This is a genomic window from Achromobacter sp. JCM 18799, from assembly GCF_055395645.1.
Map to the genome: position 1 here is coordinate 5514767 of NZ_AP043866.1, position 12659 is coordinate 5527425.

At 57.2% G+C, this 12659-nt stretch carries 7 protein-coding genes and 3 rRNA genes; 8 read left to right on the forward strand and 2 right to left on the reverse strand.

Going from position 1 to position 12659, the window contains the following annotated elements; translation table 11 throughout:
• Positions 1-40 precede the first annotated feature (40 nt).
• Positions 41-799, forward strand: a complete 759-nt coding sequence (locus ACZ5YA_RS26055) for an SIMPL domain-containing protein (RefSeq protein ID WP_118932592.1) — start codon at positions 41-43, stop codon at positions 797-799.
• Here ACZ5YA_RS26055 and lgt read toward each other — a convergent pair.
• Entirely contained in the window at positions 774-1562 is a 789-nt protein-coding gene (gene lgt / locus ACZ5YA_RS26060; RefSeq protein ID WP_059373036.1) for a prolipoprotein diacylglyceryl transferase, read from the reverse strand. The two genes, ACZ5YA_RS26055 and lgt, sit on opposite strands and share 26 nt — an antisense overlap.
• Before the next feature lie 126 nt (positions 1563-1688).
• Here lgt and ilvD point away from each other — a divergent pair, with 126 nt between their 5' ends.
• From ilvD to msrA, 3 genes are all read left to right on the forward strand, one after another.
• A complete protein-coding gene (gene ilvD, locus ACZ5YA_RS26065; RefSeq protein ID WP_059373038.1) occupies positions 1689-3374 on the forward strand; it encodes a dihydroxy-acid dehydratase in 1686 nt (561 codons plus the stop codon).
• Positions 3358-3693 carry a c-type cytochrome gene (locus ACZ5YA_RS26070; RefSeq protein WP_054458538.1) on the forward strand — a complete coding sequence of 112 codons (336 nt, stop codon included), beginning with the start codon at positions 3358-3360 and terminating at the stop codon, positions 3691-3693. Before ilvD ends, ACZ5YA_RS26070 begins: the two co-directional genes overlap by 17 nt.
• A gap of 78 nt (positions 3694-3771) precedes the next feature.
• Complete coding sequence (msrA, locus tag ACZ5YA_RS26075) at positions 3772-4326, forward strand: peptide-methionine (S)-S-oxide reductase MsrA (protein ID WP_059373039.1); 555 nt, start codon at positions 3772-3774, stop codon at positions 4324-4326.
• 82 nt (positions 4327-4408) lie between these two features.
• On the opposite strand, the gene hppD is transcribed toward msrA, so the two are convergent.
• Positions 4409-5521 (reverse strand): 4-hydroxyphenylpyruvate dioxygenase, encoded by a 1113-nt coding sequence (gene hppD, locus ACZ5YA_RS26080; protein ID WP_059373040.1) that lies wholly within the window; start codon positions 5519-5521, stop codon positions 4409-4411.
• Positions 5522-5677: 156 nt separating this feature from the next.
• On the opposite strand from hppD, the gene ACZ5YA_RS26085 reads away from it, so the two are divergent.
• From ACZ5YA_RS26085 to rrf, 4 genes are all read left to right on the forward strand, one after another.
• The gene (locus ACZ5YA_RS26085) at positions 5678-6154 is read left to right on the forward strand and encodes an Lrp/AsnC family transcriptional regulator (protein WP_054458545.1); all 477 of its coding nucleotides are present in this window, start codon (positions 5678-5680) and stop codon (positions 6152-6154) included.
• A 939-nt stretch (positions 6155-7093) separates the two neighbouring features.
• A 16S ribosomal RNA gene (locus ACZ5YA_RS26090) occupies positions 7094-8624 on the forward strand.
• Between the two features lie 343 nt (positions 8625-8967).
• A 23S ribosomal RNA gene (locus ACZ5YA_RS26095) occupies positions 8968-11850 on the forward strand.
• A 199-nt stretch (positions 11851-12049) separates the two neighbouring features.
• Positions 12050-12162: ribosomal RNA gene (gene rrf / locus ACZ5YA_RS26100) — 5S ribosomal RNA — on the forward strand.
• The 16S, 23S and 5S rRNA genes sit together here, the layout of an rRNA operon.
• Positions 12163-12659: the final 497 nt, after the last annotated feature.

Consider the following 12659-nt stretch of genomic DNA (forward strand, 5'->3'; position numbering starts at 1 on the left):
GCCTCCCCACTCCCCTTCGTCCTCCCTCTAGGACCAGTCCATGTTCAAACACCCTGTTTTCTCGCTGACCAAACTCGGCGCGGCGTGCGCAACCGTGGCCGCTCTGAGCGCCGCGCCGCTCGCCCATGCCCAGACCCAGGCGCCCGCCGCCGCGGCGGAAGCGTCGGCCAGCCGCGCCCCGGAACTGACTCTGCAGGCCAATGCGTCTTCTGAAGTCAAGCAGGACACGGTCCGCATTTCCCTGTCCGCCGAAGTCGAGGCGCCCGACCAGCCCGCCGCAGGCAAGAAGCTGAGCGCGGCCTTGGACGACGTGGTCAAGCGTGCGCGCGACACCAAGGGCGTGGAAGTGCGCACCGGCGGCTACAACGTCTGGCCGAACACTTCCAGCAAGGGCAAGATCGGTTCGTGGCGCGGCCAGGGCGAAGTGATCCTGGAATCGAAGGACTTCGAAGCCGCGGCCGCTCTGGCGTCCAAGCTGTCCGACAAGACCGCCATCTCCAACATCAGCTTCCTGCTGTCGCGCGAAGTGCGCGAGGCCGAAGAGCGCAAGCTGCTCAAGGAAGCCGCGCAAGCCTTCAAGGACCGCGCGCTGGCCGCAGCCAACGCCTTCGGTTTCTCGGGCTACCGCCTGTCCAAGTTGGAACTGGGCGGCTCGGGCGGCCCCGTGCCGATGCCGCGCATGATGGGCGCCGCGGCCATGGCCAAGGATGCCTCGGGCGGCTATAGCCCGGACGTCCCGCTGGAAGCGGGCAACGTCACGGTCAGCATCGCGGTCAACGGGACGATCGTTTTGCAGTAAGGCTGAACATGATGGCGCCCAGGGCGACCATCGGCACGGACAGCCACTGTCCCATGCTCAACCCGCCCGCGAGCAGGCCCAGGAAGTTGTCTGGCTCGCGGGTGAATTCCACCAGGAAGCGGAACGTTCCGTAACCCATCAGGAAGAGCCCGCTCACCTGGCCCAGCGGGCGCGGTTTGCTCGAAAACCACCACAGCAGTGCAAACAGCACGATGCCTTCCAGGCCCAGTTCATAGAGCTGCGAGGGGTGGCGCGGCAGTCCGTCGCCGCTGCCCGGAAACACCATGGCCCACGGCACATCGGTGGGCCGGCCCCAGAGTTCGCCATTGATGAAGTTGCCCAGGCGGCCAAAACCCAGCCCCAGCGGAATCAGCGGCGCGATGAAATCGCTGACCGCGAAGAACGGCAGCTTCTTCTTGCGGGCGAACAGCAGCATCACCACGATCACGCCGATCAGCCCGCCATGGAACGACATGCCGCCCTGCCACAGGTACAGCACTTCCAGCGGATGGGACAGGTAGTAAGAGGGCTTGTAGAACAGCACATAACCCAGCCGTCCGCCCAGCACCACGCCCAGCACGCTATAGAAGATCAGGTCTTCCAGATCCTTCACGTTCAGTGACGTAGTGTGGCCGGAGGTGATGCGGCGGCGTCCCAGCAGGTACACCAGGGCGAAGCCCACCAGGTACATCAGTCCGTACCAGTGGATGGCAAGCGGCCCGATCTGCAGGGCGACGGGATCAAATTGGGGATATTGCAGCATGTTCTGCCCGACACAATAAAGTTGAATGATAATAACCGGCGAACATTGAAGATTCGCGCGCAAGCGAGCCAGTTCCCCCGGGGCGGTTGCCATGTCCGAGCCCCGGCGGCCGACAGGAGACAGACCATGCCGAACAACGATCGTTCCCGCCACATCACCCACGGTGTCGCGCGCGCGCCCAACCGCGCCATGTATTACGCGCTGGGCTATCAGGAAGCCGACTTCGAAAATCCCATGATCGGCGTGGCCAATGGCCATTCGACGATCACGCCTTGCAATAGCGGCCTGCAACGCCTGGCCGATGCGGCCATCGACGCCATCCGCGCATCGCAGGCCAATCCCCAGGTATTCGGCACGCCCACCATTTCCGACGGCATGTCCATGGGCACCGAGGGCATGAAGTACTCGCTGGTCTCCCGCGAGGTCATCGCCGACTGCATCGAGACCGCGGCGCAAGGACAGTGGATGGACGGCGTGGTCGTGATAGGCGGCTGCGACAAGAACATGCCCGGCGGCATGATCGCACTGGCCCGCACCAACGTGCCTGGCATCTATGTCTATGGCGGCACCATCAAGCCCGGCCACTACAAGGGCAACGATCTCACCATCGTCTCCGTCTTCGAGGCCGTGGGCGAATACACCATGGGCCGCATGCCCGAAGAAGATTTCAAGCAGATCGAGAAGTGCGCGATTCCCGGTTCCGGGTCCTGTGGCGGCATGTACACCGCCAACACCATGAGTTCCGCGTTCGAAGCCATGGGCATGAGCCTGCCGTACTCCAGCACCATGGCCAACGAGGACGAGGAAAAGGTCGCCTCCGCCGCGGAGTCTGCGCGCGTGCTGGTCGAGGCGGTCAGGAAGGGCTTGCGCCCGCGCGACATCATCACGCGCGAATCCATCGAAAACGCGGTGTCCGTCATCATGGCCACGGGCGGCTCCACCAACGCCGTGCTGCATTTCCTGGCAATCGCGCATGCCGCGGAAGTGCCGTGGACCATCGACGACTTTGAACGCATCCGCAAGCGCGTGCCTGTCCTGTGCGACCTGAAACCGTCCGGCAAATATGTCGCCACCGACCTGCATCGCGCCGGCGGCATTCCGCAGGTCATGAAGCTGCTGCTCAATGCGGGTCTTCTGCACGGCGACTGCATCACCATCACCGGCAAGACCATCGCCGAGACCCTGGCTGATGTGCCCGACGCGCCCCGGGCGGACCAGGACGTCATCATGCCGCTGGACCGGGCGCTGTATCCGCAGGGTCATCTCGCCATCCTGAAAGGCAATCTCTCCCCCGAAGGCTGTGTCGCCAAGATCACCGGCCTGAAGAATCCCGTCATCACGGGCCCGGCGCGCGTCTTCGATTCCGAAGACGACGCCATGACGGCCATCATGGCGCGTGAGATCCGCGATGGCGATGTGGTGGTCATCCGCTACGAAGGACCCAAAGGCGGCCCTGGTATGCGCGAGATGCTCGCGCCCACCTCCGCGCTGGTCGGCCAGGGGCTGGGCGAAACGGTGGGGTTGATCACCGACGGCCGTTTTTCCGGCGGCACCTGGGGCATGGTCGTGGGCCACGTCGCGCCAGAGGCTTTCGTGGGCGGTCCCATTGCGCTGATCCGCGAGGGCGATTCGGTTACCATCGATGCCCACAAGCTGCTGTTGCAGCTCAATATCAGCGACGAAGAAATGGCGGCTCGTCGCCAGGCCTGGGTGCAGCCCCGGCCGCGTTATACACGCGGTGTGCTTGCCAAGTTCGGCAAGCTCGCCAGCACCGCGAGCCGTGGGGCAGTTACCGATGCATTTGAAGAGTAGTCTGTTGTTGGCCGCCGCCTGCGTCCTGGGCGCGGGGGCGGCGCAAGCGCAAACCACCGGGTTGGATCTGGCCAAGAACAAGGCCTGTATGGCCTGCCACCAGGTCGAAGCCAAGCGCGTCGGCCCGCCGCTCAAGAGCGTGGCCGAGCGCTATGCGGGGCAGGGCGATGCCATGGTCGATTACCTGGCAGGCAAGATCCGCGGCGGCGGCCGCGGCGCCTGGGGCGCCGTGCCCATGCCCGCGCAAACCCAGGTCAGCCCGGACGACGCCCGCGCGCTCGCCGAATGGATCTTGTCGCTGGCTCCCCCCAAGCAGTAGTCTTGTTCTCTCGCGCTCCAAGCACAAAGCCGGAGCGCCGGGCCGCATTCCGCGGCCCTTTATCAGGAAGGAATCGTCATGGCAGAACAACCCTCTCCGGGCAATGAGGTCGCGGTACTTGGCGGCGGCTGCTTCTGGTGCGTCGAAGCGGTGTTCGCCGAGCTGCGCGGGGTCAAGAGCGTGCTGCCCGGCTACAGCGGCGGGCATGTGGACAATCCCAGCTACGAGCAGGTCTGCGGCAAGGACACGGGACACATCGAAGTGGCCCGCATCGAGTTCGATCCCGCTGAACTGTCCTACAGCGACTTGCTGCGCGTATTCTTCGCGACCCACGACCCCACCACGCCGGGCCGCCAGGGCAATGACGTCGGTCCGCAATACGAATCCGCCATCTTCTGGCAGAACGAGGCGCAGCGCGAGCAGGCGCAAGCCGTCATTGCCGAGGTCAATGCCCAGCAAATCTACGATGCGCCCATCGTGACGCACGTGCTGCCGCCCGCCAAGTTCTGGCAGGCCGAGGACTACCACAGCAACTACTTCGCTCTGCATCCCGAGCAAGGCTATTGCCAATTCGTGATCGCGCCCAAGGTCGCCAAGTTCCGCAAGCAGTTTCAGGACCGGCTGCAAAAGTAGCAGGCAAAAAAAACCTCACCACAAGGTGAGGTTTCAAAGCCAGCGCCGATGCCCGAGCACCGGGCGCTGGCGGGGGAAGTCTTTATTCGACGGTCTTCACCACGCCGCGCCGCATCTGATCCAGTTCGATCGACTCGAACAGGGCCTTGAAGTTGCCTTCGCCGAAGCCGTCGTTGCCCTTGCGCTGGATGATCTCGAAGAAGATCGGGCCGATCTGGTTTTCGGTGAAAATCTGCAGCAGCAGGCCGCCGCCGGGGGCGCCGTCCAATAGGATGCGGTTCTTCTGCAGGCGCGCCACGTCTTCGCCGTGGTTCGGCAGACGGCGGTCCAGCAGCTCGTAGTAGGTTTCGGGCGTGTCCAGGAACACCACGCCATTTTGGCGCAGCGCCTCGATGGTGGCGTAGATGTCTTCCGTGGCCATGGCGATGTGCTGGATGCCTTCACCGCGGTACAGGTCCAGGTATTCCTGGATCTGGCCTTTCTCTTCCGTGCCTTCCTCGTTGATCGGAATGCGGATATTGCCGCAAGGCGAGGTCATGGCCTTGGACTTCACGCCCGTCACCTTGCCTTCGATGTCGAAATAGCGCACTTCGCGGAAATTGAAGAGGCGTTCGTAGAACTCGGCCCACTCGGCCATGCGGCCCTTGTGCACGTTGTGCGTCAGGTGGTCCACCAGCGTCAGGCCGGCGCCGCGGTGATTCAGGTCGGCTTGGGCGTTTTGCGGATCCACGGGCACGAAGTCCACGTCATAGATGCTGATGTCGCCGATACCGCCGTGGCCGTCCTTGCCGCTCCAGCGATCCACCAGGTAGATAAGCGAATCGCCGATGCCCTTGATCGCCGGAATGTTCAGTTCCATCGGGCCGCTGTGCGAATCGAAGCCCCACGCGCCCAGTTCCAGGGCGCGCTTGTAGGCGGCGTTGGCATCTTGCACACGGAAGCCGATCGCACAGATCGACGGGCCATGCAGGCGCGCGAAACGCTGGGCGAAGGAATCCGGTTCTGCGTTGATCAGGAAGTTCACGCCGCCTTGGCGGTACAGGGTCACGTCCTTGTGGCGGTGCTTGGCGATGGCCTTGAAGCCCAGCAGTTCGAACACCTTGCGCAGCGCGGCGGGATCCGGCGCGGCATATTCAATGAACTCGAACCCGGCGGTACCCATCGGGTTGTCCCAGGGTTGGAAAGCGCTGCTCATAAGTCTGCTCCCTTGCATCGTTTTTAAGGACGACTTGTTCTTCAAGTCTAGACGGAGATTGTAGGAAGGAACGACGGGCAGACAATTGCAAACATGTCGCGAAAGCCATTGAGTTGAGCAATAATATTGCCGGATAGAAAACATTAAGGGCTGAAAATGTCTGACATTGAGCTGGATAGGACAGATATACGGATTCTGGCCGAACTGCAGCGTGATGGTCGCCTCAGCAACCAGGAGTTGGCCGACCGTGTGTCGCTGTCGCCCAGCCCCTGTTTGCGGCGGGTCCGCCGGCTGGAAGAGAAAGGCTTCATCAAGAAGTACGTCGCCCTGATCGACGCGAAGAAGGTCGGCTTGGGCCTGCTCGCCTACGTAAACATCCGTCTGAACAAGCACAGCGGATCCAGTCATGCTCCCATGAGCGACTTCGCCCGCGATGTGCAGCTATGGCCGGAGGTGGTGGAGTGCTACGCCATGTCCGGAGACATGGACTACCTGCTGCGGATACAGGTTGCCGACCTGGCGCATTTCTCCCGCTTCGCCATGGATACGCTGATGCGCCATCCCGCAGTGGTAGACATGCGTTCATTCTTCGCCCTTCAGCAGATCAAGGAAACCACAGAGCTCCGGCTTTAGCTATGGCCTTCAGCCACTCTCTATATATAGGTACCGCTCTTTGGGGTTTGCAGTGAGGTTGTCGAGGACGAGCAGTGCGTCCCCCAAAAAAAGCATCCTCTAAAAAAAGGGTGTCACCTTCGCAATCCCGCCAAAATTCCGTGCTATAGTCTCGCTCCTTCGCGATTCGGGCAGTTTTGAAGCGCGAAGCCAAGCAAGCACGCGGGTTAGCTAAGGGAAACCAAGCCGGCCTGCCGCCAGGTCAGCAGCGATGTTGCCCAGCGGTTATTGCAAGGATTGCAACAAATTAGGCAGAAGCCAGTTGCGTAATCTGCAAAAATCGTGCTATAGTCTTGGGCTTGGCTGGTGATGTTTATTAAGGGTTATCCCTTATATCGCTAGCCTCCAGGCGGTAACCGATCTCGGGTCTGAAGCGAAAGCGGCGGCGATGGGGTTGCAGGATGAGGTGCAAGTTAGGCAAAAGCCAGTTGCACAATCTGCAAAAATCGTGTTATAGTCTTGGGCTTGGCAGTTGCCGAAAACTTAGGGTTAACCCTGATATTTCGATAGCTGCTAAGAGAGGCGGGCCTGAAGAGGTCGCAAGCAAGAAAGCGAAACGCAGTATGTGACGCTGACTTGACAAGCGAAAAAAACTTCTTCATAATCTCGTTTCTCTGCTGCAAACAACGCGGCGCCAGCGAAAGCGGCGTAGCGAAGCGAGCAGGCAGTAAGTAGTACAGAATTTAGCAGTACCGCTCTTTAACAATTAAACAACCGATAAGTGTGGGCGCTTGATGCGAGTGCAATGTGACTTCGGTCACAAGCACAATGAAATCAAGTGCTCACTAGAAGTGAAGTACCTTAGACGTCAAGTTTAAGAACATACCTCACTTCCTTTGAGTAGCGACGTATGACTCGACCCTTTCGGGGGTTAAGAAATACGAAACAAATACAGAGATTAAACTGAAGAGTTTGATCCTGGCTCAGATTGAACGCTAGCGGGATGCCTTACACATGCAAGTCGAACGGCAGCACGGACTTCGGTCTGGTGGCGAGTGGCGAACGGGTGAGTAATGTATCGGAACGTGCCCAGTAGCGGGGGATAACTACGCGAAAGCGTAGCTAATACCGCATACGCCCTACGGGGGAAAGCAGGGGATCGTAAGACCTTGCACTATTGGAGCGGCCGATATCGGATTAGCTAGTTGGTGGGGTAACGGCTCACCAAGGCGACGATCCGTAGCTGGTTTGAGAGGACGACCAGCCACACTGGGACTGAGACACGGCCCAGACTCCTACGGGAGGCAGCAGTGGGGAATTTTGGACAATGGGGGAAACCCTGATCCAGCCATCCCGCGTGTGCGATGAAGGCCTTCGGGTTGTAAAGCACTTTTGGCAGGAAAGAAACGTCATGGGTTAATACCCCGTGAAACTGACGGTACCTGCAGAATAAGCACCGGCTAACTACGTGCCAGCAGCCGCGGTAATACGTAGGGTGCAAGCGTTAATCGGAATTACTGGGCGTAAAGCGTGCGCAGGCGGTTCGGAAAGAAAGATGTGAAATCCCAGAGCTTAACTTTGGAACTGCATTTTTAACTACCGGGCTAGAGTGTGTCAGAGGGAGGTGGAATTCCGCGTGTAGCAGTGAAATGCGTAGATATGCGGAGGAACACCGATGGCGAAGGCAGCCTCCTGGGATAACACTGACGCTCATGCACGAAAGCGTGGGGAGCAAACAGGATTAGATACCCTGGTAGTCCACGCCCTAAACGATGTCAACTAGCTGTTGGGGCCTTCGGGCCTTGGTAGCGCAGCTAACGCGTGAAGTTGACCGCCTGGGGAGTACGGTCGCAAGATTAAAACTCAAAGGAATTGACGGGGACCCGCACAAGCGGTGGATGATGTGGATTAATTCGATGCAACGCGAAAAACCTTACCTACCCTTGACATGTCTGGAATCCTGAAGAGATTTAGGAGTGCTCGCAAGAGAACCGGAACACAGGTGCTGCATGGCTGTCGTCAGCTCGTGTCGTGAGATGTTGGGTTAAGTCCCGCAACGAGCGCAACCCTTGTCATTAGTTGCTACGAAAGGGCACTCTAATGAGACTGCCGGTGACAAACCGGAGGAAGGTGGGGATGACGTCAAGTCCTCATGGCCCTTATGGGTAGGGCTTCACACGTCATACAATGGTCGGGACAGAGGGTCGCCAACCCGCGAGGGGGAGCCAATCCCAGAAACCCGATCGTAGTCCGGATCGCAGTCTGCAACTCGACTGCGTGAAGTCGGAATCGCTAGTAATCGCGGATCAGCATGTCGCGGTGAATACGTTCCCGGGTCTTGTACACACCGCCCGTCACACCATGGGAGTGGGTTTTACCAGAAGTAGTTAGCCTAACCGCAAGGGGGGCGATTACCACGGTAGGATTCATGACTGGGGTGAAGTCGTAACAAGGTAGCCGTATCGGAAGGTGCGGCTGGATCACCTCCTTTCAGAGCTTAGCGCTCGTGTTAAGCGTCCACACTTATCGGTTGTTTGATGTAGCTGGTGTCAATGTTTTTGATGCCGTGTAGAGGCTAACTCATAGCGCTGCTCGCAGTGTTATGAGTTGGGTTTTACTCAACAGCTATATTTGTTCTTTAACAATCTGGAAGAAGCACAACGAAAATGTACTTATCAAGTACTCGGCGTAAGCCGATGAAGATAAGTACGGGTTGTGATTGCATTAATTTTGTTCCAAGTTCTCAAGACTGGGGTGAATAACCTCAGACTGCTTTGAAACTTATGAACGGCACAAACGCTAATACTCAGGTCCTATAGCCTACAGCGTTATAGGATCAAGCGACTAAGTGCATATGGTGGATGCCTTGGCGATCACAGGCGATGAAGGACGTAGTAGCCTGCGAAAAGCTACGGGGAGCTGGCAAACAAGCTTTGATCCGTAGATGTCCGAATGGGGAAACCCACCGCAGCAATGCGGTATCCCTGGCTGAATACATAGGCCAGTGGAGGCGAACCGGGTGAACTGAAACATCTCAGTAGCTCGAGGAAAAGAAATCAACCGAGATTCCGAAAGTAGTGGCGAGCGAAATCGGAAGAGCCTTTACGTTTTAGCACGCAAGATAGTCGAACGGAATGGAAAGTCCGGCCGTAGCAGGTGATAGCCCTGTAGGCGAAATCTTGTGTGTGGAACTAAGCGTAAGAAAAGTAGGGCGGGACACGTGAAATCCTGTTTGAAGATGGGGGGACCATCCTCCAAGGCTAAATACTCGTGATCGACCGATAGTGAACCAGTACCGTGAGGGAAAGGCGAAAAGAACCCCGGAAGGGGAGTGAAATAGATCCTGAAACCGTATGCATACAAACAGTAGGAGCCTCCTTGTGGGGTGACTGCGTACCTTTTGTATAATGGGTCAGCGACTTACATTCAGTGGCAAGGTTAACCGAATAGGGAAGCCGTAGCGAAAGCGAGTCCGAATAGGGCGATTCAGTCGCTGGGTGTAGACCCGAAACCAGATGATCTATCCATGGCCAGGTTGAAGGCACGGTAACACGTGCTGGAGGACCGAACCCACTAATGTTGAAAAATTAGGGGATGAGCTGTGGATAGGGGTGAAAGGCTAAACAAATCTGGAAATAGCTGGTTCTCTCCGAAAACTATTTAGGTAGTGCCTCAAGTATTACTGCGGGGGGTAGAGCACTGTTATAGCTAGGGGGTCATGGCGACTTACCAAACTATGGCAAACTCCGAATACCCGCAAGTACAGCTTGGGAGACAGAGCACCGGGTGCTAACGTCCGGACTCAAGAGGGAAACAACCCAGACCGCCAGCTAAGGTCCCAAATTATCGCTAAGTGGGAAACGAAGTGGGAAGGCATAGACAGTCAGGAGGTTGGCTTAGAAGCAGCCATCCTTTAAAGAAAGCGTAATAGCTCACTGATCGAGTCGTCCTGCGCGGAAGATGTAACGGGGCTAAGCGATAAACCGAAGCTGCGGGTGTGCACTTTGTGCACGCGGTAGGAGAGCGTTCTGTAAGCCTGCGAAGGTGGCTTGTAAAGGCTGCTGGAGGTATCAGAAGTGCGAATGCTGACATGAGTAGCGATAAAGGGGGTGAAAAGCCCCCTCGCCGTAAGTCCAAGGTTTCCTGCGCAACGTTCATCGGCGCAGGGTGAGTCGGCCCCTAAGGCGAGGCAGAGATGCGTAGCTGATGGGAAGCTGGTTAATATTCCAGCACCGTCGTACAGTGCGATGGGGGGACGGATCGCGGAAGATCATCAGGGTGTTGGATGTCCCTGTTGCTGCATCGAAGATGGCGCTTAGGCAAATCCGGGCGCGTAAATCAAGGGTGTGGCACGAGCGAGCATTGCTTGCGAAGTGATTGGAAGTGGTTCCAAGAAAAGCCTCTAAGCTTCAGCTGTACGAGACCGTACCGCAAACCGACACAGGTGGACGGGATGAATATTCCAAGGCGCTTGAGAGAACTCAGGAGAAGGAACTCGGCAAATTGATACCGTAACTTCGGGAGAAGGTATACCCCGGTAGTGTGAAGCGCCTGCGCGCTTAGCATGATGGGGTCGCAGAGAATCGGTGGCTGCGACTGTTTATTAAAAACACAGCACTCTGCAAAGACGAAAGTCGACGTATAGGGTGTGACGCCTGCCCGGTGCCGGAAGGTTAAGTGATGGGGTGCAAGCTCTTGATCGAAGCCCCGGTAAACGGCGGCCGTAACTATAACGGTCCTAAGGTAGCGAAATTCCTTGTCGGGTAAGTTCCGACCTGCACGAATGGCGTAACGATGGCCACACTGTCTCCTCCTGAGACTCAGCGAAGTTGAAGTGTTTGTGATGATGCAATCTACCCGCGGCTAGACGGAAAGACCCCATGAACCTTTACTGTAGCTTTGCATTGATCTGTGAACCGGCCTGTGTAGGATAGGTGGGAGGCTTTGAAGCGTAGTCGCTAGATTACGTGGAGCCATCCTTGAAATACCACCCTGGTTTGTTTGCGGTTCTAACCTTGGTCCGTTATCCGGATCGGGGACAGTGCATGGTGGGCAGTTTGACTGGGGCGGTCTCCTCCCAAAGTGTAACGGAGGAGTTCGAAGGTACGCTAGGTACGGTCGGAAATCGTGCTGATAGTGCAATGGCATAAGCGTGCTTGACTGTGAGACTGACAAGTCGAACAGGTGCGAAAGCAGGACATAGTGATCCGGTGGTTCTGAATGGAAGGGCCATCGCTCAACGGATAAAAGGTACTCTGGGGATAACAGGCTGATACCGCCCAAGAGTTCATATCGACGGCGGTGTTTGGCACCTCGATGTCGGCTCATCTCATCCTGGGGCTGTAGCCGGTCCCAAGGGTATGGCTGTTCGCCATTTAAAGAGGTACGTGAGCTGGGTTTAAAACGTCGTGAGACAGTTTGGTCCCTATCTGCCGTGGGCGTTGGATACTTGACGGAGCCTGCTCCTAGTACGAGAGGACCGGAGTGGACGTACCTCTGGTGTACCGGTTGTCATGCCAATGGCATTGCCGGGTAGCTAAGTACGGAAGAGATAACCGCTGAAGGCATCTAAGCGGGAAACTCGTCTGAAGATAAGGTATCCCGGGGACTTGATCCCCCTGAAGGGTCGTTCGAGACCAGGACGTTGATAGGTCGGGTGTGGAAGCGCAGTAATGCGTTAAGCTAACCGATACTAATTGCCCGTGAGGCTTGATCCTATAACACTGATGGTTATGACCTGGTGATATAGCGTTCCAAGTGTCGTTCAATACAAAATCTGGCTGCACCGTCGGCAGCCAGCCAACACCAATTACACCCCATCGTGCGTGATCATCGAGTCTGACTCTGATCGCCACGCGTTGTGTTTCTTCCAAGATTGGAGCAGTTGCCTCAACCGCAGCCGCTCAACCAGTTACGCTTGACGACCATAGCGAGTTGGTCCCACTCCTTCCCATCCCGAACAGGACAGTGAAACGACTTTGCGCCGATGATAGTGGACGGACGTCTGTGAAAGTAGGTCATCGTCAAGCTTTTATTCCGCAAACCCCCGCAGGTTACCCTGCGGGGGTTTGTCTTTATATATAAGTGAGAGCCTTGTGTTCTCGGCCGCAGTGAAGTGGAGAGATCCAGTAAAACAGTGGCTTTGCAGTGATAAATGCAGATTAGGCAAAAGCCAGCTGCATGAGCTGCAAAAAGGTGTTATAGTTTGCGGCTTGGCTGCTACCGAAAGATCAGGGTATACCCCGACATTTCGATAGCTGCTAAGGGAAGCGAAAAGTCAGGGCGCTGTCCTGGCGGACCTGAAGGGGTCTTGGCGATAGGTTGCCAAATCTTGCTGCTGCGTTGAGTTGAAAAACTCAAACAAAAGCGACAACGATTTGACAAACGCTAAAAACTCCTTCATAATCTCATTTCTCTGCTGTCGACACAGCGATGTTGCGAAAGCGACGAAGCGCGAGGTTGGCGGCAAGATGCAGTAAGTAGTACAGAATTTAGCAGTGCCGCTCTTTAACAATTAAACAACCGA